Genomic DNA, 21,872 nt, shown 5'->3' on the forward strand with positions numbered 1-21,872 from the left:
GGGATTGCCTCCTGCCGGTCCGGTTTCCATTCACTCTCGACAATAGTCTGTTTTTAAACTTTACAAACGAGCAGTCACTTTTCATTTTCCGACCGCTCTGCAAGGAATTGCTGCTTTTCTTTACCCTTTCCCCGGAACACCCGCGGAAACGGACGCCTCGCCCCGGCTTTGCCGGATCGGAAACAGCCAGAAGCAGACGAGCGCCAGCACAAGCGCCGCGATCGGAATCCCGCTCAGCATCAGCCGGATGCCGGCGGCCACCGTGTCCGGTTGGGACGCCGCATCGGCGTTATACCCGCTTTGCTCCAGTACAAAGCCGAGGATGATCGCCTGGAGCGAAACGCCCCAGCGCACCACAAAGCCGTTCATGCCGAAGTACATGCCTTCCCTTCGCTCCCCGGTGACCCTTTCGTCTTCGTCAATAACCTCCGACAGCAAAACATCGAGCAGCACCAGAAGGCCCGCCAGGCTGAGGCCGATGGCCGCGGCTCCGGCAATCGCAAACGCAACGGTTGAACCGACCGCGAAGGAGGACAAGGCCGCCGCGTACAGGATCGTCGCCAGCATCACCGCTTTTCGGGGGCCGACCCGACGGGTAAGCTTCCCCCACACGTATACCATCGGGATCGCCGTCACAAAGATTGATCCGAGCAAAAGGGTGTTGGCCGTATCCGCTTCCTTCAGCACGTATTTCGTGAAGAACGGAATCCCGGCCGTCAGCAGCGCAAAGGTGAACTGGACAAAAAAGCTGCCGAGCACAAACGTCACAAACGCCTTGTTGCGGAAGGTGTACCGAAGCGCAGGGAAAAACGCGATGCCTGCCGCCGGCTTGCGCACCCGCTCCTCGCAGCCGCGCAGCATGACAAGGAAAACCGCCACCCCGAGCACCGCGAAAATCAATCCCATCGACCCCCAGCCCAGCTGATCGTACAGCAGAGGCGGGATAGCGACGCCGGCGATCATGCCGATAATGCCGAACATTTGCCGCCAGGACGAAACGGTGGTGCGGTCGCGGATCGTCAGAAACATTTCCGGGAAAAGGGCGCTGTAATTCAGCACCACGACGACAAAAAGAACATCATAGAGCAGCACCGCGATCAAAAAATACCAGAACAGCGCGGGCCCGGAGGCGAGTGGAAACCAGAGAAGCGCAAACACCCCGGCGAGCGGGCCGATGCCGAACAGCATATACGGAATGCGCCGGCCCCAGCGGCTCTCCGTGCGATCTGAAACATACCCGATCAACGGATTCAGCACGGCGTTCACGATGCCGTGAATGACCATCGCCAGGCTGATCAAAGACGGTTCCACGCCAAGCACGTCCACGTAATAAAACACGATGTACGTCGCAAACGCCTGGGAAAACAAATTGACCGACAAATTGCCCGCGCTGTAGGCGACCTTTTTCCGGCTGTCCAGCGCCTGTAACTCCCTTGCGTTCGCCCCCATGCCTTATTCCCCCTTCAAGTCGTACGTAACGTTATCCGCGTGCCGGCTTCCGCTGCGCGTCCCGGAGCTCCGACCAGCGGATCAGGCGGATGTTCTCCTCTTGCAGCAGACCGCGGATTTCGGGATCGCGGAACAGCTCGAATTCCATCCCCCTGCGTTCCCAGTGGGGGTTGATCGCTTTCAGCTCGTCCGTGACGAGGGATGGATGAATGATGATTTCGGTGACGCCGGGCTTCAGACTGCGGAGCAGCTGGGCCATGTTCCCTCTCATTTCTTCATAGCTCTCCGGTTTTTCCGTCGAAAACGGCAGCCCCGTCAAGTAGTCGAGGATAAAAACGCCTTTCTCGTCGGCAAAACGTGCCAGCGCCTGGGCCATATCATCCGAATCGGGCGCGATTTCTTCCCCGCGCGTGGTGCGGGGCATCCGGAACGGAAGGCCGTTCTCCCGGCAGATTTCCAAAACAAGATCCAGAAAGTTCCGTCCGGTCTGGAGGCCGTACACGCTGCCCATGTGGTTGTCCAGGTGGGTGGGGTCAAGGCCGAACCGCCGCGCCAGCTTCAGCTGATTGACTAGCTCCAGCCGAACCTGCTCCGCATCGGCTTTCTGCTCCACTTCCAGGCAATTGTCGGGAAAATGCCCGAACTCCGTCACCAGACTGCTCATATCCGCATTCCGCGTGACCGGCCCCCACTTGTAACGCTCCCATTCGCTGGTTAAAGTCAGGTGCACGCCCACATTGACCCCGGGATGCCCGGCCGCCCATTCGACCGCTTCCTTCGCCCAGGGACAGGGCATCATGACGGTTGCGGAAGAGATCGCCCCTTCTTCGAGCAGCTGCATGATGCCAAGGTTGGTGGAATGGCACATCCCAAAATCATCCGCGTTGACAAGCAATAGCCGATCGGTGCTTCCGTACCCCAATGCTTCCGCCGTGTTCATTCGTCCATCTCCCTTTCTGTTGATAGCTGCTTCCTTTTGCAGATATGCGTTGCGGTGCAGCGGCTTTATATGAAGAAGGATACCCGCCAATACGGCGGCCCTCCGAGAGTCTTGCGCCTTCTCCCCGCTGCTCCGTCTTCTGTTTACAGCACGGCCGTGCGTCGTCAGCGCGAAGGCCCTCCGGAGCATGCGCCTTCTCTCTGCTGCTCCATTTCCGACCCTTAGCTGGCTATTGCGAGCTGCCAGCCCGGTCAGCGGCCGGGCGGCGGGGCTGTCGAAGCCCGTACGACAAGCTCCGGCAGGAGCGGCCCACCAGGGGGCGGCTCCTCCGCGCCTTCGATGCGGGCCATCAGCAGCTCGACCGTCTTTTCCCCCAGGCGGCGGACCGGCTGCCGAAAGGTCGTGAGCGCGGGGACGAGCTGCGAAGCGATCGGCTGGTCGTCGAACCCGACGACCGACACGTCCTCCGGTACGCGCACCCCCGCCGCCAGCAAGGCGTTGATGACCCCGACGGCGATGTAATCGTCCCCGGCAAAAACGGCGGTCGGCAGCATCCCTTCCTTCAGCCAGCGCTGTACGGTGCGGACGCCAAAGCCGGCGTCATATTCGCCTTGAGCCAATTCGAACGGCTTTGCATCCGCCTCCTGCATTGCTTGCAGAAAACCGATGCGCCGTTCGCCCGTGCTGCGGAACATTTCTTCTCCTCCGAGATAGGCAATGCTCCGATGCCCGAGCTCCAGCAGATGGCGAGCCGCCAAATAGCCGCCTGTCCGGTTGTCCGCAACCACGGAATGCTTGTCCAGCTCCGGCTTCTGGTTGTCGACCAGAACGTAAGGAATGCCCCGGCGGCGCAGCTCGGCCACGTAGCGCTCTTCCCCCAGCGGAGACAGCAGGACGATGCCGTCAACCCGGTCTTCGTCCAGCAGATAATGGCCCTCGCCTTCTGCAAGCCCCCTGGAAACGGAAACCGCCGTATAGTAACCTCGCCGTTCCAGAGCGGTATGTATCTCCATCACAACCGAATCAAAAAAAGAATCCTGCAGGGTAATCAGCAAAAGCCCGATAATGCCTGTCCTCCCCTTCGCCAGCGTGCGCGCGGCCGAATTGGGCCGGTACCCGAGCTGCTTGATCGCGCGAAGAACTTTTTCCCGGTTTTTTTCCCGAACGGAGCCGGCTCCGTTCAGCACGCGGGATACCGTCACCACCGAAAGCCCCGCCTGCCTCGCCACATCATATATGCTGGCTTTTGTTCCTTCATTGTCTTCCGGACGCACGTTCTCCTCCTCCCGCAGGCGCATAACGAAAGTTAAAGCGCTTTAACTTTTTACTATATTATAGTCTGACCTTCCGGGGCGGCACAAGCTTCCTTTTTTCGGATGGCCGGTTGTGGGAGGAAGCCGCTTTTCGGGCGCTTTAAAAAATGGGACAGCCCGCAGAGACAGCCGCTGCTCTATCAAAGGAAACGCGGTTCATATAATACTAGCAGCAGTAGATAAGCTTCCGGGGCGGACATCCCTTCCGGGAGGGGGTGATGCCCGTGGAGGTAAAGGACGCCCTCGCCCTTATGATCTCATTCGCCACACTTATCCTCCTCATACTTTCCTTCAATAAGAAAAAATAACGTGACGCGAATTTTCAGAATTCAGGGCATGCTGCTGTCACCGGTCAACGCCCCAGAGCGGCTATTGCGGGAGCCGGCAGATGCCGGCTCTTTTTGCGCGGGGCCGGTTTTCGTTGGCCAGCGCGTTAGTTGATTCGCAGGATAGTTTCCTTGGCTTGCACGTAAGTTGATTCGTCGGGGGGCTCGTTGGCTGGTTCGAGTCGGTTTCACTGCCCAGTTTGTGGGCGGGGGCGTCGCTTGGTACGTTGTCTGGTTCGCTGACGGGGCGTCGGCGATTTTCCGCCTGCTTCTCTGGCCGGTTTGTTTGGGGGCGTCGGCGGGTTTTCGACTGGTTCGTTGGCTGGTCGCTTGGCTGGAGCGATACAGGTTCGTCCGCTGGTTTTCCGGCTGGTCACCGGTCGGCTCCGGCTGTTAAAAGCCAGCTCAAGTCGGGCTGCGTTACTTCTGATCCGCATAATCCTGCAATAATGCAGGATTATCCCGACCCGGAGCCCTTTTTTCCGGAAATGCTGCGATTATGCAGGATATATTGTTGGTTCACAGCCAGAATCCCCCTAAATGCCAGATAATGCTGCATAATCGCAGCATTATCTGGCTCATCCCTCTATTTGTCTCCTAGAATAATGCATTTTTGCATCATTCGTCCCAGTGTCCAGCATTGGCCGCGTAGTTCATCGGATGATGAGAGAGACAGCGGCTCCATTTGCCTAAGGTTTCTAATGAAAAATTCCAGATAGCCTCAATGCCGCACAAGCACTTTAACGTCACGGGGCCCAGCTGTATGAAATCTACAATAATATTTACATTTATCTCTATTTGGCTCTCCTGCTCGTCAAGCGCCGGTCTTGAGACGGAGCTATTTTCGTGAAGGGTAAAACATTGCCTGCCTACAAAAGTGAATAAAGCATGTAACCTGCCAGCCCCCAGATGATCAGCGCGGACAGTTTGTTGATCAGACGCCGGATTGCGAGAGCGCTCTTCAAGCCTCCCACGGCGCGACCTGCCAGGGACAAGCCTGTAAACCAAAGCCAGGAAACTGCAACCGTAGCGACCGCGAAAGCCAGCTTTTCTCCTCCCCCGTAACGCAGCGAGCTCGTTCCGATTACCCCGACCGTATCTAGAATGGCGTGCGGATTCAACAGGGAGACGGAAAGCGCAAAGAGCACCTGCCTCCGGGCCGAAAAGCTTTTTACAGACTCTCCGTCCGCTGCCGGCCCGGTTTGCGTGGATGGCTCGGTTTTCCAAATGGAGTACCCCATGTAAACGAGAAAAACGGTTCCCGCCGCAAACAGCCAAGTCTTGACGCCCTCCAACGATAAAACGGCAAAGGACATCCCGTAAACGGCAAACAAAATCAGCAGGGTATCGCAGACGGAAGCGGTCAGCACCACCGGCAGGCAGCGAATCCAACGCGGCGCGGCGGCTCCTTGATTGAAAATAAAAACATTTTGCACCCCTAATGGAAGAATTAAGCCGAATGCCAGCAAAAATCCGTGAAACGCGGCGGCTATCATGTTTGTCTCTCCTTTTGGCTCTCTTTTTCTATCCTCAGTTGTCATGCGGTTCGGTATAGCATATCTTTCTGCGTGGCTTTCACATGGCGGCTTTCAACGTTCTAATAGAAATTTGTTACGAAATTGACTCCGCTATGTGAAACGGCATTCATGAGCAATTTTTTCGTTTCCTGCTGCACGCTCTGGCATGCTTCCTAGATCCGGCTCCTGTTTGTTTCGCCGGCAATGGCTACCCGCGAACGAACAACTCACGCAGCCTATTCCACTTTAATGGCCCGCCTTTTTGCATCGGCTTTTTTATTGTAAAGCAGGACCCGGCATTTGCCACCAGCCAATTGGACGGTTTCGCAACCAACCAAACAGACGGTTTCTGGTACAATAAGAGCAGCGATCCGCAATCCAAAAAAGGAGAGAGGCTCATGACCGATCAATGGCAGCCAAGCCGAAACTCCATCGTTTCCCTTCCCAAGCAAATTGAAGCGTACCTGAAGCAGAAAATCGCCGAAGGAGAATGGCCCGTCGGTACCCGGCTCCCTTCGCAGCGGCGGATGGCGGAAGCGTTCGGCGTGAACCGGAGCACCGTCGTGGCCGCTTTGGACGAGCTTGCGGCAGCAGGCATGATTGAAGGGAACACGCGGGGAGGCACGCGCGTAGTCAATGCGACATGGGGAGCGATGACTACGGGTCCCCGGCCGGATTGGAGCGCTTATGTGAGCGGAGGAATCCATCGGCCCAACCTACCCGCCATCCGCGAGATCAACCGGGCCGAAGCGCGCAAGGATATCCTGCGGCTGGGCACCGGCGAGCTGTCGCCATCGCTGCTCCCCAGCCGGGAAATCGGGCGGCTGCTGCGCCGGCTGCCGGACGAAGCGCTCTCGCTCGGCTATGAGGAACCCGGCGGCAGTCCAGCGCTGAGAGAAGAGCTTGCGCGAAGGCTCGGGCGCTTCGGCATTACCGTATCCCCCGCCTCCATTTTGATCGTCTCCGGTGCGCTTCAAGCCTTGCAGCTGCTGGCAGTCGGGCTGCTTCCGCCCGGAGCAACCATTTTACATGAGCAGCCGTCTTACTTGAACTCACTGGCCGTGTTTCAATCAGCCGGCATGAAAATGCGCGGCGTCCCCATGGACCAGGAAGGCGTCCGGTCTTCCCTGCTTCGGGTATCGGCCCGGCAAAGCGGGACGGCTTTGTTTTACACCAACCCGACGTTTCACAATCCGACCGGAATCACGATGAGCGAGGAACGCCGGTTGGATGTTGTGAAAGCCTGCTCGGAAATCGGCCTGCCGGTTCTGGAGGACGATGTCTATCGGGAGCTGGCTTTGGACGAGCCCGCCCCTCGCCCGTTAAAAGCGATGGATCAGCAAGGAAATGTGCTGTACCTGGGCAGCCTGTCCAAAACAGTCAGCCCCGGTCTGCGCATCGGTTGGCTGGCCGGACCGCAGCCGGTTATTGAGCGGCTGGCGGATGTCAAAATGCAGACCGATTACGGCGCCAGCTCCATCTCCCAAAGCTTGGCCGTCCGCTGGCTGAGCGAAGGGCATCACGAAGCGCATCTGGAAAACGTGCGCCGAGCGCTAAAGGAAAAGCGGGCCGCTGCGGTCTCTGCGCTTGAGCGGCATTTTGGGGAGATTGCGGAGTGGACCGTGCCGGGAGGCGGCTTTTATTTGTGGGTCCGGCTGAAGGATGCTCCGCCGGTCCGCTGGCTTTTTGAAGAGGCGCTGCGGCAAGGGATTTTGTTGAATCCGGGGCATCTGTACGACCGGGAAGCGTCGGATTGCTTGCGGCTTTCGTACGCTTTTGCCGAAGAGGATGAGCTGGATAGAGGGATCGGACGTTTGGCGGAGATCGTGAAAAAAGGGAGCCTGGAAGCGAAACGGTAAAAAAGGGGGCCCCGGGGCGAAGCGGTAAAAGGTTTGGTTGCGGCTGCCGGACGAGGTGTTCGGGATGTTCAGGGAGTGTCCGGGTGGGCCGGGGTTGTGAAGTACGAGGTGGCGAGAAGAAAAACAACGGTGCAGCAGTTGAAGGTCACTATAACCCGGCGCAACGAGCCGTACCCAAGGGAAGCATCCTGATATGTAAAAGAACGCCTCCCCGCTTACCGCTATGGTCTTTGGGAGAGGGCGTTCATTGAATAACCTTCTGGTAAGCTGGAATCTATGGTTAACTCGCCGCAGGGGGAGAAACGGGTTTTGTTTGCTGGTTGTATTCCAGCACCGCTTTCTCGATGGCCGCCCGGATTTCGGCAGCGGTAAAGGAAAGCCCAAGCGAAGCGAGCCGGTCATTCAGATACTGCTCGGCTTGCTGGAGTTTCGCTTCCCCGCCGGCATCGCGAAAAGCGGATTCGATCAGCGCAAACGCCTCTTTGGCGATCTTGTGCAGCATTTCTCTCTGCTGGGCCGTTGTTTTGGTTTCCAGCCAAGCGGAGACTTTTTCCCGGATGGCGGCAAGTCCGGCGAGCAGCAGCGTCATGAACAGAGCAGCCAGGCATTGCAGCAGCGCCCCCAGGTAAGGCTCGATGTGTTCCATCATTCGGATTTTCCTCCTTTTGCCTTTGCCAGATTGAGTGCTACCGCCAGCACCATCCAAACCGGGGCCGGTTCGTCCAGCTTGTCGGACCAGTCGGAGGTAATCAAGCCTTTCGCAAGCGCCTGACGGTGCAACTCCAGCTTCCATTCGGCTGCCGGAGCGTCCGGTGCGGCAGGATTGCCGGGATTCGCCGGGCTGCCTGGTTTAGGAGCTCCGGGAACGGGTGCATTGGGAACCGGTTTGGATGGTGCGGGCGAACCGGCGCCAGGCGCAGATGGCGAAGACGGCGAAGCTCCGACGCCTGATGCACCGGAAGCGGGGAGCGACAAGGCTTCCGCCAGTCCGTCGGCGGTCGCTTTTGCGACTTCGCTGCGGAAGGCTTCCGATGCAAGCAATGCGGCATCCGCCGAATAATCGATAAAACCATATTCGAAGAGCGAAGCGGGCATGTTCGTTTCGCGGGTGACGGCGTGATTGGCGCTTTTTTGCCCGCGGTCCTTCAAGCCATGCCGCGTGAACACGGCCGCCACCCGACGATGCACAATGGAGCGAATCCGTGTCGTTTCCGAGCTGACGGGGCCGCTGTAAACAAATGATTCAAATCCACTGCCGCCGCCTGCATTAATATGAACAGACAGAAAATAATCCGCCCCGAGCCGATTGGCAAAATTCGCCCGGGCGCTCAGATCTGTCGACTTGTCGGCGCTGAAGGTGGTGTCGTTGGTGCGCGTCAGGCGAACGTCGGCTCGGCCTGCCAGGTAACCGGCTATCTTTTTGGCGATATCGAGCGTAAGGTTTTTCTCCTGCATTCCACTCCCCGTTGCGCCGGGGTCGTTCATCCCGTGCCCAGGGTCGATCACAATTCGTTTCATTACGTTAGCCTCCTTTGGCAAACAAATAAGTGACAATGGCGACAATTGTGCCGCCGAGAACAAACTGCAAAAACTGCATCCATTGCTTCTGGCTGACCTGGCGTTCTTTTCCGCTTTCGTTAACGGACTGCTGGAGCCAGGAAAACAGCTTCATCTCCAGGTTGTCGATTTTGCCCATGACTTGTTCAAATTGAATCTGCATAAGGCGCGAGGAATCTTTGATCTGCCGCATTTCGTCCTCGTGGCGTTTTGCGGTTTCTTCCAGTAGTTTCAGTTTATGCTGGTCCGATAGAGACGTGGCGGCCAGCCGCGCAAATTCTCCGCTCAGCCCCTGCAGCTGCGTCTCCACCTCGTCCAGTCGGTTCAGCGTATCGTCGCTAATTAATTCCGGCATTCTATCCCCCCTTTTGCGGGAACCAAAAGAGCCCCCGCAAGGGTGCGGGGGCGTGAAAAAACGTTTGTGAGCGTGCTATTAAGCGGTCGGTTCGGCCGATTGAAGCGGTTGACCGTTCTCGTCGTATCCTAACGTTAACAGTCGTGCCTTAACAGTGGATTTAGATGAGTCCGGTACCTGAGAAAATGTTATGTCGCCCCAAAGGATCAATGACGCCATTACGATAACCATTTGTAATTCATCTCCCTCTACATGCGGTTGTAAGAGAAAACACAAGGCAGCTATTGACTTTCTCCGTCATTTGCCGCCCATGATTAAGTTGTAGATTTCAAACAATGCGTTCTTGTTCTCACGGTCCTTTTCGTCCAATTCGGCTTTTAAAACTGCCACTTGCTCCGTAAGCGGTACTTGCGGCGGAGTCAATCCGCCCGGCTGCTCCAGATCCGGATAGGAGAAGAGCAATTCGCCCGTCTCTGGGTCAATTCGATCAAGCTTGCCCTCGGCGAAGTCCTGAGCGTACTGACCATATTCTAATTGGACATAGCCGACCGTCTCTCGTACTCGTTCCGCCAACGCTGTGTAAGCGGCGAAGTCCTGCTCGATGGTCGTCTCGATGACATCGCCGGAGCGCTCTCCGGTGTCCTGGATGATGTTCCCGGTTTCCTGGTCGTAATAAATCCTGCGGCCTATCAGCATTAAAACGCCTCCCAGCAATGATATTTGAATGGGATCTGTAATATCCATCCCATGCCGCCAACAGCAAACCCGTCGCTGGTAATCACCCATTGTTTCGCCGGATTGCTGTTCATGTTGGAGCTTCCGCCCCCTCCGCCTCCGGTGACTGCAACATTGGACGTACTTAACGATCCACTGAAGCTATCCGTTGTATTTGGAGGTACGTATGACGCCCTCCAGAGTGACGCATAATCTGAATTGTACGTTTCTACAATGATATAGGCTGGCGTGAATCCCAGTCCTGTAACAGTCACCCTTCCGGTGAAGTCTGTCATGCCACTACCTTTTGCACTCCTAACGCCGGGCGCCAGCGATCCTATTACACCAAAGATGTCCACTCCACTGCGGATGTTTGACGCAACAAAATCAGGATCAACCAGCCTAATCCAGCAATCTCCCTCATAAAGCTGCTGCCCTGCGCCTCCAGTTCCATTCGGGCGGACGAAAAGATTACCATCCGGCCACGAAGCGATTTCAGACGGGGCGTGGTGATTAGGTGCTAAATTTCCGTTTGCTCCGTTTTTTATCGGAATCGAACCCTGCAAGCCAAAAAGATTTTTGTCACTCCGTATATTCTCAGGACGCCATTCAGGCTCTTCAATCATAATTTCAGGATAACCGGCTGCCGTATTATGCACGTAAGCACCTTGTGGAATTCTTACATACAAAGGTCCTCCTACTGGGCCTGTCCAATTAATAGGATATGTGTACGATGCTTGTACGGGCAGCGTACCTTGAATGCCGTTGACACCGCCTACTCGCACGTCACTCCGGATATATTGAGGGAGTAGGTCTTTAATATGCAGGCGAATGATACCACTATAGTAGCCCGGTGGAAGGTTAAAATCCAAACGCCCTACCGCAGCGTTATGGTCTGATCCAATGAACAGCGTATCAGCCCCATTGGCATCTCCAACAGAGGAATCCATCTTTATGACGACAGAACCGGTAAGCTTTAATCCACCAGCATAAAAAGTTTTTCCTGCCAAAACGTCGACTGGTCCTGCCGTAGCGTCCTTGGATATGGCGCCAATTTTCCCGGCTAACTGCCCGTACGACTCACTTCCCGCCGCAGACTGCCCCATGCCAGTGATCGCGGCGGCGATGGCGGTTTTGCCGTCACTGGCTGATTGAAAAGCCGAGTTTGCCTTATCCATCGCCGCCTTAACCGCCTTTGGCGTGGCTGCCAGGTTCTCGGAAGTGCTGTCCGTGGCGCTGGAAAGCTGTACCTTTCCCTTGGCTGTCAGAGAGGCGTCCGGGATGGTCATGCTTTCGACTGCTTCCCGCAGCGCCTGCAGGTCTTCCTGCGTGGCGACCCCTTCGTCGATTTTGCGAAAAATCGTGTTAATGGCCTCGCGGCTTACCGTCTCCGTGCCGAGCGGCAGCGGAAGGCCCAAGCGTTCCGTATTTTCCGGCATTACTGCCACACCTCCAATTGATCCCAGGTCAGACTTCGGGCGTCCAGCTGGTCCCAGGTCGGGCCTCTGGACTCCAGGTCGTTCCAGGTCAAATATTTGAATACATACTCCACCGCCAAATGCGCCGGCTTGATCTCCTCCACGGCCGCTTTCAAATCGCCCAGGTTGGGCGGCGTGCCGTAGGTGTCGACAAAACGGATCGTGAACTGGCTCCGCTCCGGCTGTACCGTCACCTCCACCGCCCCGCGCTCGTAAGCTTCCGCCACTTGCTTGATCAGCGAGGCGCCGACTTTGCCGACGCCCCGCCGCTTCGAGTTGATCACCGAGCGGCGCTGCTCGACGGGCTTGGCCACCTCGGTGGAAAGCCCCAGCTCCTTTTCCCACAAGGCCAGTCCCCAAGACGCCGTACCGACCGAAAACTGGTCCAGCACGTCATCCATGCCGCGAAAAAGGCCATCCAGCTCCGTCCCCTCCGTCTGCAAAAGAACGCGCATTTCGCGAATGCCTTCATAAAAGCCGGGCAAATGGGAAAGCATGGTCTGCCCTTTTTCGCTTGTTACCGGAAAGCCCCCCGCGCCGCCGGCGGACTCAGCCATAACGCGTGAAGCCGCTTCAACTGCTTCAGCCATATGACGCCACCGCCTCCGCCAGCGCAACCGTTCCGGTCACGGCCACTTCGCCAAAGCCGACGGAAACATTGCTGTCCGCGCCGTTTACCAGCAGGCCGGTGTAGTCTTGGACGCCCGGCGTGTCGAGCAGCAGCGAGCCGATCCGCACATACCGCGCGGAAGCCTCCGCCGAAAAAGCAATCGACCGAAGATAAGCGGTCAGCGCCTCCCGAAAATCCGCTTCAATCTGAGCCGCCGTGCGTGAGCCGTCCTGGACAACCGACGCCTCCACGGAAACCGGGACAGCCGCAGCCGATGCTACCGTAACCGCCGCGCCAAGCGGGGCGGCCCCTTCCCCCATTCCCGGAACCGGATCGAGGTACGCTTGCAGCTCCTCGACCAGCTGCTCCGCCGCGGGTTCCTTCACCGCGTCCAAAACCAGCACTCTTACAGTGCCGGGGCCGTTCCACAGCGGCTCCACCCGGGCCGCTCCAATGCCCGGATACGCGAGAGCCCAGCTGCGGTATTGCGCCTTGTTGCCGCTCGTGGCGGGATTGCGGTTCCGTTCCAGATACCGCGCGCGGAGGGATTCATCCGATTCCACATCCGTTCCGGGAACCAGCAGCTCCCCAAGCTCGGCGCGCGCCAATCCGGGTACGAAATCAATCGGGAGCAAAACGCCGCTCGCGGAGTTTCCCGCGGTTCCGGCGGTTTCGCACTCCAGCGCATACGTTCCTTCCGCCAGCTTTTCGTAAGCCGTGAACGTTAACAGCTCAATGGAAAACCGGCTGCCCAGCGGAACCTCCACCGGTTCGCCGGAGGCGCCCACGAAGCGGCCCTTTCGGCGTGCCGGACTGGCCGGCTTCCGCAGAACCCCGTCGTCCGCCGCCTTCCGCTCCAGGTAAATGCCGCTCGCCGTCTGGGCGGACAGCAAGCTGAGCTGCACGTCCAGCTGGACGTAGGCATCCGCCAGCTCCATCGCCGCGGGGGCCAGCGCGTCATAGATAACGCTGCCCGGCCGCTTGTCGATGTCGGCCGGCGTCCGCTCCAGCATCCGTTCAAGCAAAGCGTCAAAGGTTTGGTGCTCATACATTTCGCTCCACCTCCTTTTTCAAATAAAGGTCACCATACCGCGTAACAACGGTAAACGAAACCGCCGCATCCTCGCCTTCCACGGAAACCTGCAAATCCGTCATGTCCGTCACCCGGTCGTCCTGCATCAAAGCTTCGCGAAGCCGCCGTTCGAGCTCCGAGGGAACAAAGACCGGGGGTAATTCCCATATGCCGTCAAACTCGCTTCCGTACTCGCCGTCGTAGATCAGGTGCTGAAAACGCTCCGTTTGCAGGATTTTGAAAACCGCCTGCTTGACCGCCTCCAGCCCGTCCACCATGCCGGAAATACGGCCATTATCGGGGTCCAGGCGATACGTGCGGTCAGGCATTTCTTCCTCTAACTGCTCCAATGCTTCTGCCGTTAATGCGCCTTCCGGAATCACGACGGCTTCACCACCTTATCCAGCAGCACAAACTGGGTGCCGCCCTGCACCCGCAAGAGAATCACCGAGTCGCCCGTCTGCAAGGCGGTATGCCCCGCCCCGCCGGTTCCATCCGGATGCATCCGCTCCGGCACAATCAAAAAATCCTCCGTAAGGGTAAGCCGGGGATTCACGCTTACCTCCAGAGGATTCGTTCGGACAATTTGGGCGAGCAGGACGGCGACCGGATTTTCGGCGTTGACCGCGCCCAGCCCGGCTTTTTTAATCGTATCGAGCAATGCCATCAGATCACCTTCAATTCCAGTTTCATCGTATGGTTGGTTCCTTCCAGACCGCTGTGACTGCACTCCTCCACCAAAAACGGCTGGTTGATTTCATACTCGGGCAGCCACATCCGCAGGTAACAGCCAGCCCGGACACGCAGGTCGCCAATCGCGCTGATCGAAAGCTTCCGTTCCTCGCGGTTGTGAAGCTTGAGCAGGTTGTCCATCAATTCATTAATTTGCGCTTGATTCGCTTTTTCGTCCGCCTTTTGGTACAGCTGCAAAAGCCCCCATTTGGCGATATTGGGGCTGTCCTTGACCACGTGGATGTCGCGTTTTCCCGTTTCCTTGTTTTCCTGAAAAACCTTCACCTGGTTATACGTCTCGCCGTCAATCGAACGCGAATACTCGTAATCCGTCATCAAGCTGCCATCCCCGATCCAGAAATCAAGGAGCATGTCCTCCGAGTTGCGAAGCGTCAGCTTTCCGAAATCGTCGTACAAGGTAAAAATCTTCTTGGTTCCGACCAGCGTTTTATCCAGCGCTTTGCAGATCGTGTCCATCAGCTTTTTATCGATCTCCGCCAGCTGCGGGATGGAAAAGCCCGTTTTGGCGAGCGTGCCTACTTGCAGCTTGAAATCGGCGGCAATCCGGCGAATGATTTCGTCGGCAGGGGTGTTAACAAAGGAATAGGAATCGTTGTACATCAGATAACGCGTTTGGTCGTAAGCGGTCAGACTGACTTTTTCATCTTTGCCGGCGCCGACCTGAAAAACATACCCGTAAAAAACATTGCGCCCGTCCTTGCGCAGCCGGACCACGTCGCCGGGGTTGATCTCAAACTTGTCGCTTTCAAAAAGGCTGCCCTTGATCAGCGAAAAATCAAGCGAGGCGGGTTTGCCGATCCGGGAGGTTTTCCAGCTGATGTCCGTCGCGATCCGCGAAATGTCCCACAGATTGCCGTTGCGGTTGTCCATCATAAATTCCAGCAAGGGATGCCCTCCTTATGGCAGCTTGATGACCCGCCCGATTTGCAGCCTGCGCAGCTCGGCGTCGCTGATTTTATTCAGTTTCTGAATAGCCTGCCAGTCGACGCCGAATTTTTTGCCGATCTTGTACAGCGTGTCCCCTTTGACCAGCGTGTAGGTTTTCGGCTTCGTTTTCGTTCCCGGACGGGTTTCTTTCGTAACGGGTTTCCCGCTTTTGGCGACTGCTTTGGCTCCGTAAAAGGCGTATTCCTTCAAACTGATCTCGTATTCGATGTCGCCCGGTGTACCGGCAACCTCCTTCCAATTGAAGGAGTCGATGCTGACCGCCGTGTTTACGTGATAGGAAGAAGTGATGAGATGCAAACGAACCGGTTTGCGCGACCGCATCCATTTGCGGATCAGCGTTACATACTGCATGGGCGGGAGAAGCGGGTGTGCCGGATTGACGTATGGCTGCGCAACCCTCGGAAAAAAGCTCGAGAACTTGAACTCCGTCAGCTTCCGGCTTCCGATAACATTGATCGGGCCGGCTAGTCCCAGATCGTATTCATTTCCCTCCGTCCCGTCGCTTGCCTCAAAGCTTTCCGGAAGAACGGGCAGGTAGATCTTTTCGGCTTCGTTTCCATAAGACAGTGAGATGGCATACAGCTTATTCTCTTTTCGAGCTGAGGCTATGTTTGCCATACCAGCTCCGGTTTCCCTGGAGGCACCGTTGGAACGGGCAGCACCAGCGGAACCTGCGAAGGGATCAGCTGCTTTGATCGCCGCATTGGCTCGAACCGTTTCCGTCTTTATCATCCGTACGCCCCCTCCGCCGAACTGGCGATTTGATTTTCCAGCGTGGTCGAGATCATGGAAATGATCGTGTCGACGTCATGCCCGCTGTTGATGTCGCCGGTTGACAAGCTGACCGTCGGCGTAAGTGAGACGAAGTTCTGAATGCTGCTCATTTCCGCCAGCTCCCGCATCGTTTTCAAATCCTCGCTGGAGATGTCCACCGTGTCGTTGACCGAACCGATCTGACCGACTTCGTTGACCTTGTTGATATTGCCCGGAACCCCTCCGGTGAAGCCGTTGGTGCCGTTGCCTCCGGGCGGCGGCGGAGCAGTGGGAGGCTCTTTATATTTCTCAAACAAGTCTTTGTTATCCTTCGTAATATTAAATGGATTCTCTTTTGTTGCTGCTTCTTCTGCTTTTGATTTCTCCCGGCTCGCCAGCATATCTTTCACCTGCTGCTCGCGTTCGGCGGCTTTTTGAATGTTTTGGAGCTTCATCGCTGCAATTTCTGCAGCTTGTGCAGCTTGTCTTTTGTCAATATCAACTCCATACGTGCCCTCAAGGTTCAGTTCCGGTAATTCGGGGATATCCACGCCAGGAATTTCGTTAATGAGATTAATTAAATCATTGATCTGTCCTATAACACCATTTACAATTCCGTCTATTGCCGCAAGTATTCCATTTCCAATCGACATAAAGAAATTCGAAATATAATGGCCCATCTGAACGAAGAAAACTTTGGCGGTATCAATAAAGTTTAGTATGGTATTCCAAGCCCGAAACAAAGCGGCAGCAAAGGAATCATTGGTTTTCCAAAGTTGAACCAGCCAAACAATCAAGCCGGCGACTGCCGCTATGATAATAACAATCACGTTAGCTTTCATTACGTTATTTAAAGCTCTCCAAGCCGTTGCAAGCCCTGTTGTAGCCAATGTTTGGATAAAAGTAGCGACAGTACTGATTGCTTGCGCCATAGCTTGTAATCTCGTGACTACTATCCAAGCGCCAATAGCCGCTACAATGCCCCAAATAATTGGCCCTACGGTTGTCCAGTTATCCGAGAAGAAGGTATAAATCGCCATAAAGTTGGTGTACAGATCTTTCGCCAGCAGAACCACAATGTCCAGAGCGGACGCTAGCCCGTCAAATATGGGTTGGAATGCTCCGCTGGCAAACGCGTTATTCAATTCGGTGAGAACAGGCATAATCCCGTTCAAGGCAGAAGCGCCTGCATCAGCCAACCCAGCCTTGAACTGCCCTTTTATGGAAGCAATGACTTGCTGCGGTTGACCAAGCAGTTTCTCATAGACCCCTTCCCCCATGCCTTGGCTCTCAAAAACTGAATTCATCGAGGTGATCAGGCCGCCAACATCCCCCGCCTTCCCCATTTTCTCCAATCCCATCGTTTTGAGGCTATCCTGCGGAACATTCAACATGCCGGCTAAAGATTTGGTATCCCCGCCGAGAGTGTCTTTAATGGCGTTCATTGCAGCTGTTATATCGCTGCCTGTAAACGCGGACAATCGTTGTGCCAGGCTATTTAACTGGCTTATTTGGCCAATCTTATTGGTTTTACTCAAAAACGCCAATGATCCTTGCATGGACTTATTTACATCCACGCCGGCCTTAATAGCCTGTGTACGAAATTGGTCGAACATTTCAGACCCCAGTTTCGAACTTCCAGAACGAACCATGAACATGTTTTCCAGATTAAAGTCCGCCACAGCGGCGCCCATTGTAGATTTCAACAGTTTTTGAGCATTTTCCAACGTCGCTAAATTTTTTATTTGTTTCTTTATCCAGTTGTCTTTCTTTGCCGGTTTTTCATCCCCGCTGTTTTGCTCTTCTCCGGATGTTTCTGTTTCGTTCATGGTCTTTTTCAAAGAATTAAATGCTTGCTCGCTTCGCTCGCAAGCTCTTTGAATCTTGCCCTGAGCATCCACTATTCCTCTGCTTGTTCGTGTAATGGCATTTGCAGAGGCGGAAAAGTCCTCCATGCGATCCATTAAACGTTCCATCGCGTTTGTAATGTCGTCCATCGGCCCGGACATACGGTTAAAAAGGGAAATCGATACTTGAAAAGTCGCCAAATCTACCCCTCCTTTCTTCATGAACCGGACGCCGCCCGCGGACAAGCGCCCGGCCGTTATGTGATGAGCAAGCGCGTCGGAGGACGGCTACCTGCTCTTGCTTTTCTTCATCCGTTTCTTTTCCTGCTCGATGCGGACATCGATCATGGCGTAGATCGCCGCCTGTTCGCGGCGGCTCATGCGGACCAGATCATGCGGGAGGATGCCGAGCTCGTGGAGGGCGTAATAGGCGTAATTCGCCGTGCTTTCGCCCTCCGCGATCAGTTTTTTACCTCATCCACAAGCTCGTTCATGTCCTTGTCGAAGCCGTTCAGCTCCTGCACCTTCTGCACGAGGGCGGCATATTCGCCGGGCAGCAGCATTTTGCGGAGCAGGGATTCCGCGCCGAGAACGCCGTACGACTTTTGCAGCTCGGCGTTCTTCAAATCCGGATAGACCACGCTGGTCGCCGTGAGCCGGGCCAGGTATTCCTCCGGGTTCGTTTCCGGTACGGTTGCGCCCCCTTTGCTTTTCACGCGTTTGGTCGCGGCCTTGCGGCATTCCTCGTTTTCATTTTCAGTCATGCTCCGCAGCTTCCACGGCACCGGCTTGCCGTTTGCCTGGAAACGCGCCGATACCACAAAATCCTCCGTTACGTCCATCGCCGCATTTTGGGCATAAAACAGGCTCAAATCGCTCATTTTCGTCTCCCTTTCGTTTACGGGCTTCGGGCGCTGCTCCGCAATCGCCGTTCGATCTTAAAAAAGCGTCGAAACAGGCAAACGTGCCAACATGCGCCCGAGCCGGGTTGGTATTAGTTCGAAGCGATGTTGGAGAAGCGTTCCGTCATCGTAAAGCCTTCGAAGGTGAAGTCCATGTCCTCCTCGAGAGCATCGGCCTCTACATCCAGCTTCGCGACCATGACGCTGTCGAGGTTAACATTCCTCAGTGTAGTGACTTGACGGCCCGCGGAAGACCCCGGATCTTCATTCGTCACCTGGATTTCGAAATACGTATCCACGCCTTTGTCGATGTAATCCAGCATCAGTTCGCGGAACGCGGATGTGACATAGTAAATCGTCATGCTGCCGGTGCCGGACCAGCCGGTTGTTTTGTGCTGGGTGGCGCGGTTGCCGAGCGTTTTAATTTCCGCTTTTTGCTTTTCAATGGTCGCTTCAAGCGTTTTGATAAAAAACATTTCAATTTGTTGCCCGCCGATCGTTGCAAAAGCCACGCCTTGTTGTCCCGAAATCGTATCGCCCGCGCGCAAAGTCGTCGTGTTAGCCATACTTATTTCACCTGCACTTTCATGTAGATTTTTTCAATCGCATCCACCGGCTGAACGCTGGCTTCCACGAAAATGGCGTCGGCTTCCGCGCCGGGGAGAACGGAGATATCCGTTTGCGGATTGAAGTTTTGCACCGCGCCGCGGCGTTCATAGTCGAGCACCAGGTTGATGCATTCGCTGCGGAAAAGGGCTCGGCCGTTTGCATCGTTATTCACCTTGCCGACATAGGAGCGTTCGTACACGCGTTTCCAGTCGTTCGCCAGTCCGTCCAGCACCCGCAGGGTGCGGTTTTTGGAAAACGACTTCCCTTTCTCCGGCGCAAAGCTGCGCAACGTGTTGATGTCCTGCTCGACGATAACGCGCTCGTTATTATGAACGAACACTAATTCGCCGGCTTTGAGCGCCGCTTCGATCTGGGAGCCGGTATAACGGGGCTCCGCGTCCACCGCTCCTTCGTACACGCTGTAGGTCAAGGATTGGTTGGGCTGCGCGCCGGCCGTCGCCGCAGCAACCCAAACCGTTGCCTGAGCGGGGCTCAGCACGGTGCCGTCCTCCAGCCGGACACCGTTTTTGACGCTGATGATGCCTTCGTGATCGGCTCCGGCTGCATTTTCCAGCACCGCCTGAACCTTGATGCCTTCGCTGTCGCGAAGCCGTTTCACGAATGCGATGTACAGCGCTTTGAGAGCCGCATCCGTGGAAACCAGCGCGATCGTTTGAAAGTCCTGTAGCTCCAGCGCCGTCAGGAAATCGGCATGGTCTTGGTTCGTCGCGGTTCCGTCCGCCCCGCCAGCCAGCGGAGTGCCGGCGTTTGCCGTCAGCTCGCCGGTGCCCGAAAACTCGACCCAGCGGTTATCGGCAAGCGATTCCGCATCGGCCGCGGTTTGGACATCGGCCTGCCGGCCGTCCACCCAAGTGATGACGTCGAATTGTCCCGCTTGATCCAGATTCGGTTGAATCGAGACGCGAATGTCGTTGCCGCGCAGGCCGCCGTGAAGAGCGGTGGCGGTCAGGCTGTCGAGAGCCGCCGAAGCCTTCGTGCCGGCGTTCAGCCGGTACAAAAGCAGCGTGCCGGCGCGCTTCAGCGCTTCGCGGACGGGTAGCATTTGCGGCGCGGACGCATCATAGCCGAGAATAGCGGCCAGATCGTCTCCGGCTTTCACCGTCAGCATCGTCCTGGCCGGTCCCCAGGAAAGGGGAAGTGCAGCGGCAACCGTGCCGCGTTCGCCCATCGCGCCCACCGGTTTCGCTTCGCTGCTGAAATTGACGTAAACACCCGGGCGGACTTTGTTTTGTGCGGTAAATGTTCCTCCTGCCATAACTTACAGCACCTCCTGATTCAAAAAGGTTTGGATTGCTTCTTCGACCTCGGCGGTCGTGTAGGTCGCGCCGTCTTCAAGCAGCGCCGCTACGAGATCGCGGCGGCCGGTGTATTGGGCCGACGCAAGGAATTGCTCCTTCGTATAAAGCGTGTCAGCCGCTGCTTGGGCGGCCGGAATGCCGGCTTCAGCCGGTTGTTTGTTCGAATTCGTCATGCTTTACGTTCGCCTCCTGATTCATCGTTTGCATTTTGACGCCCGGAACCTCCGGGCGGGTCACGCGAAAGCTGTACTGGACCGCAAACACAAGCGAGTCGTCCACCCGCTCGGCCTGCATCCCGGTGCCGCCAACAAGCTCCCCCCGGGCGTTCACCGTCTCCAGACAGTCGTAAAGGACATCCACCGCTTCGCGAATCCCGGAAGTTTCGGACGGAAAATACCGGACCGTGAACAAATGCTGAACCCGGTAACGGCGGCCCATTTCCCGTTCGCGCCGGCTTGTCGTCAGGCTTACCTGAAAACACGGCCGCGCCGGTTCGGCGGAGCCTTCCTCTTCCGTTACCGGAATTCCCGGAAAAGACGTCTCCAGCGCAGAGACAATGCCTTCCCATAGATCGGATGCCGTCAACATTGGGTTTCTCCCCTTTCTAACTCGGCTTGCCGGAAAGACCCTGCTTCAGCCAGCGGTCCTGCCTTTTTACAATCAGGCCGGGGAGCGCTTCCTCAAGCTCCCGCATGGTGCGGCTTTCCATGCCGCGGCCCTTCACCAGCTTTCCGGTGGCCGCGTCCTTGTAGCCGTGCTCCACCCGGGAGGCATGCGGGGAATCGTTTCCGATCTCGATCTCCCAGCGCGCGCCTTTCCGCTGCACGCTCCCCTTCCGCCAGTGCTCCCGGACGTTTTCCTTTTCCGCCGGGGTGCGTTTGCGCAGGGCAGCGACCGTGTTGACTGCCGTCTCCTTCAGAAGCGTTTCGATAAAAGCGTCCACGCGCTCTTTTGAAAAAGCTGCCTTCCATTGGCTGTTCCATGCCGCAACGGCGGAATAGTCCACCTTGCCCATGCTGCCCATAGCGTCCTCCTTTCTTCGCTTGATTCACGTGTGCGTCTGAGTTAAAGGTGCGCTAGTTAAGCGCGGCGGCCGCTTGCCCGCCGATTTTGCGTAAACAAAAAGACGAGCGCTTGGATAGCGGCTCGTCTTCCGTTCGACTCAGTAAGGCACATTACCATAATAGCACGGGAAAAAGGGGGTTGTGGTGCCACATGGCTATCAATCGAGTATCAAAACAGGATCATATGTTCGCATTTTGGATGGACGCGGTTTCTCGCACCTTCAATTTCCCCGGGTTGCTCATCGTTTCCCCGCCCGCTTGTATCCTTTTGTCATTGGCCGTTCTAAAGGTTGCCACAGAGGCTATTAGGGCTATAAAGGAGCGTTGAAATTTGTAACGGTTGCCACAGAGCTTATTTGGGGGGTTTTTCCTCGTTAGGACTCCTTTTTGCGATAATAAGCCCGCTGGCAACCGTTAGCCACTCATGCCCTGGGGGCACCACTGAAAATAAAGTTGCGTTATTTCAGGGTGGATTTTTTGGCTATGC

General features: G+C 56.3%; 23 protein-coding genes and 1 pseudogene. 2 read left to right on the top strand and 22 right to left on the bottom strand.

The window, feature by feature from the left end; all coding sequences use genetic code 11:
• Positions 1 to 120: 120 nt before the first annotated feature.
• The 3 genes from AC6I6H_RS07925 to AC6I6H_RS07935 form a co-directional block, all read right to left on the bottom strand.
• The gene (locus AC6I6H_RS07925; RefSeq protein ID WP_497953202.1) at positions 121 to 1,449 is read right to left on the bottom strand and encodes an MFS transporter; all 1,329 of its coding nucleotides are present in this window, start codon (positions 1,447 to 1,449) and stop codon (positions 121 to 123) included.
• A gap of 31 nt (positions 1,450 to 1,480) precedes the next feature.
• A complete protein-coding gene (locus tag AC6I6H_RS07930; RefSeq protein ID WP_497953203.1) occupies positions 1,481 to 2,389 on the bottom strand; it encodes a polysaccharide deacetylase family protein in 909 nt (302 codons plus the stop codon).
• A gap of 251 nt (positions 2,390 to 2,640) precedes the next feature.
• Positions 2,641 to 3,663: a LacI family DNA-binding transcriptional regulator gene (locus AC6I6H_RS07935; protein ID WP_497953204.1), complete on the bottom strand. Its 1,023-nt coding sequence runs from the start codon at positions 3,661 to 3,663 to the stop codon at positions 2,641 to 2,643.
• Between the two features lie 257 nt (positions 3,664 to 3,920).
• Between AC6I6H_RS07935 and AC6I6H_RS07940 the strand changes: the two genes are divergently transcribed.
• On the top strand, positions 3,921 to 4,010 hold the full coding sequence (locus AC6I6H_RS07940; protein WP_497953205.1) for a putative holin-like toxin: 90 nt from the start codon (positions 3,921 to 3,923) through the stop codon (positions 4,008 to 4,010).
• An 887-nt stretch (positions 4,011 to 4,897) separates the two neighbouring features.
• On the opposite strand, the gene AC6I6H_RS07945 is transcribed toward AC6I6H_RS07940, so the two are convergent.
• Positions 4,898 to 5,524 (bottom strand): LysE/ArgO family amino acid transporter, encoded by a 627-nt coding sequence (locus AC6I6H_RS07945; protein WP_497953206.1) that lies wholly within the window; start codon positions 5,522 to 5,524, stop codon positions 4,898 to 4,900.
• Between the two features lie 419 nt (positions 5,525 to 5,943).
• Between AC6I6H_RS07945 and AC6I6H_RS07950 the strand changes: the two genes are divergently transcribed.
• Positions 5,944 to 7,404 (top strand): aminotransferase-like domain-containing protein, encoded by a 1,461-nt coding sequence (locus tag AC6I6H_RS07950; RefSeq protein ID WP_497953207.1) that lies wholly within the window; start codon positions 5,944 to 5,946, stop codon positions 7,402 to 7,404.
• A gap of 280 nt (positions 7,405 to 7,684) precedes the next feature.
• Here AC6I6H_RS07950 and AC6I6H_RS07955 read toward each other — a convergent pair whose 3' ends face one another.
• From AC6I6H_RS07955 to AC6I6H_RS08040, 18 genes and pseudogenes are all read right to left on the bottom strand, one after another.
• Entirely contained in the window at positions 7,685 to 8,053 is a 369-nt protein-coding gene (locus tag AC6I6H_RS07955) for a phage holin (protein WP_497953208.1), read from the bottom strand.
• A gap of 392 nt (positions 8,054 to 8,445) precedes the next feature.
• Positions 8,446 to 8,922 (bottom strand): annotated as a pseudogene (locus AC6I6H_RS07960) (N-acetylmuramoyl-L-alanine amidase family protein); the annotation flags it as partial.
• 4 nt (positions 8,923 to 8,926) lie between these two features.
• Positions 8,927 to 9,316: a hypothetical protein gene (locus tag AC6I6H_RS07965; RefSeq protein WP_497953209.1), complete on the bottom strand. Its 390-nt coding sequence runs from the start codon at positions 9,314 to 9,316 to the stop codon at positions 8,927 to 8,929.
• Between the two features lie 297 nt (positions 9,317 to 9,613).
• A complete protein-coding gene (locus AC6I6H_RS07970) occupies positions 9,614 to 10,012 on the bottom strand; it encodes a hypothetical protein (RefSeq protein WP_497953210.1) in 399 nt (132 codons plus the stop codon).
• On the bottom strand, positions 10,012 to 11,469 hold the full coding sequence (locus tag AC6I6H_RS07975; RefSeq protein ID WP_497953211.1) for a tail fiber protein: 1,458 nt from the start codon (positions 11,467 to 11,469) through the stop codon (positions 10,012 to 10,014). Before AC6I6H_RS07975 ends, AC6I6H_RS07970 begins: the two co-directional genes overlap by 1 nt.
• A complete protein-coding gene (locus AC6I6H_RS07980) occupies positions 11,469 to 12,098 on the bottom strand; it encodes a putative phage tail protein (protein ID WP_497953212.1) in 630 nt (209 codons plus the stop codon). Before AC6I6H_RS07980 ends, AC6I6H_RS07975 begins: the two co-directional genes overlap by 1 nt.
• The gene (locus AC6I6H_RS07985) at positions 12,091 to 13,170 is read right to left on the bottom strand and encodes a baseplate J/gp47 family protein (protein ID WP_497953213.1); all 1,080 of its coding nucleotides are present in this window, start codon (positions 13,168 to 13,170) and stop codon (positions 12,091 to 12,093) included. The genes AC6I6H_RS07980 and AC6I6H_RS07985 overlap by 8 nt, the downstream gene beginning before the upstream one ends.
• A complete protein-coding gene (locus tag AC6I6H_RS07990; RefSeq protein ID WP_497953214.1) occupies positions 13,163 to 13,573 on the bottom strand; it encodes a DUF2634 domain-containing protein in 411 nt (136 codons plus the stop codon). Before AC6I6H_RS07990 ends, AC6I6H_RS07985 begins: the two co-directional genes overlap by 8 nt.
• Complete coding sequence (locus tag AC6I6H_RS07995) at positions 13,570 to 13,857, bottom strand: DUF2577 domain-containing protein (protein WP_497953215.1); 288 nt, start codon at positions 13,855 to 13,857, stop codon at positions 13,570 to 13,572. The genes AC6I6H_RS07990 and AC6I6H_RS07995 overlap by 4 nt, the downstream gene beginning before the upstream one ends.
• Complete coding sequence (locus AC6I6H_RS08000; protein ID WP_497953216.1) at positions 13,857 to 14,828, bottom strand: XkdQ/YqbQ family protein; 972 nt, start codon at positions 14,826 to 14,828, stop codon at positions 13,857 to 13,859. Before AC6I6H_RS08000 ends, AC6I6H_RS07995 begins: the two co-directional genes overlap by 1 nt.
• A gap of 12 nt (positions 14,829 to 14,840) precedes the next feature.
• Complete coding sequence (locus AC6I6H_RS08005; RefSeq protein WP_497953217.1) at positions 14,841 to 15,509, bottom strand: LysM peptidoglycan-binding domain-containing protein; 669 nt, start codon at positions 15,507 to 15,509, stop codon at positions 14,841 to 14,843.
• 110 nt (positions 15,510 to 15,619) lie between these two features.
• On the bottom strand, positions 15,620 to 17,692 hold the full coding sequence (locus tag AC6I6H_RS08010) for a phage tail protein (RefSeq protein WP_497953218.1): 2,073 nt from the start codon (positions 17,690 to 17,692) through the stop codon (positions 15,620 to 15,622).
• 260 nt (positions 17,693 to 17,952) lie between these two features.
• Positions 17,953 to 18,372 (bottom strand): phage tail assembly chaperone, encoded by a 420-nt coding sequence (locus tag AC6I6H_RS08015; protein ID WP_497953219.1) that lies wholly within the window; start codon positions 18,370 to 18,372, stop codon positions 17,953 to 17,955.
• Positions 18,373 to 18,485: 113 nt separating this feature from the next.
• Positions 18,486 to 18,959 carry a phage tail tube protein gene (locus AC6I6H_RS08020; RefSeq protein ID WP_497953220.1) on the bottom strand — a complete coding sequence of 158 codons (474 nt, stop codon included), beginning with the start codon at positions 18,957 to 18,959 and terminating at the stop codon, positions 18,486 to 18,488.
• 2 nt (positions 18,960 to 18,961) lie between these two features.
• On the bottom strand, positions 18,962 to 20,278 hold the full coding sequence (locus AC6I6H_RS08025; protein ID WP_497953221.1) for a phage tail sheath family protein: 1,317 nt from the start codon (positions 20,276 to 20,278) through the stop codon (positions 18,962 to 18,964).
• 3 nt (positions 20,279 to 20,281) lie between these two features.
• The gene (locus AC6I6H_RS08030; protein WP_497953222.1) at positions 20,282 to 20,494 is read right to left on the bottom strand and encodes a hypothetical protein; all 213 of its coding nucleotides are present in this window, start codon (positions 20,492 to 20,494) and stop codon (positions 20,282 to 20,284) included.
• The gene (locus AC6I6H_RS08035; protein ID WP_497953223.1) at positions 20,466 to 20,909 is read right to left on the bottom strand and encodes a phage tail terminator family protein; all 444 of its coding nucleotides are present in this window, start codon (positions 20,907 to 20,909) and stop codon (positions 20,466 to 20,468) included. The genes AC6I6H_RS08030 and AC6I6H_RS08035 overlap by 29 nt, the downstream gene beginning before the upstream one ends.
• Before the next feature lie 16 nt (positions 20,910 to 20,925).
• Entirely contained in the window at positions 20,926 to 21,345 is a 420-nt protein-coding gene (locus AC6I6H_RS08040; protein ID WP_497953224.1) for an HK97 gp10 family phage protein, read from the bottom strand.
• Positions 21,346 to 21,872: the final 527 nt, after the last annotated feature.

It is taken from the genome of Gorillibacterium sp. sgz306347 (assembly GCF_059735245.1).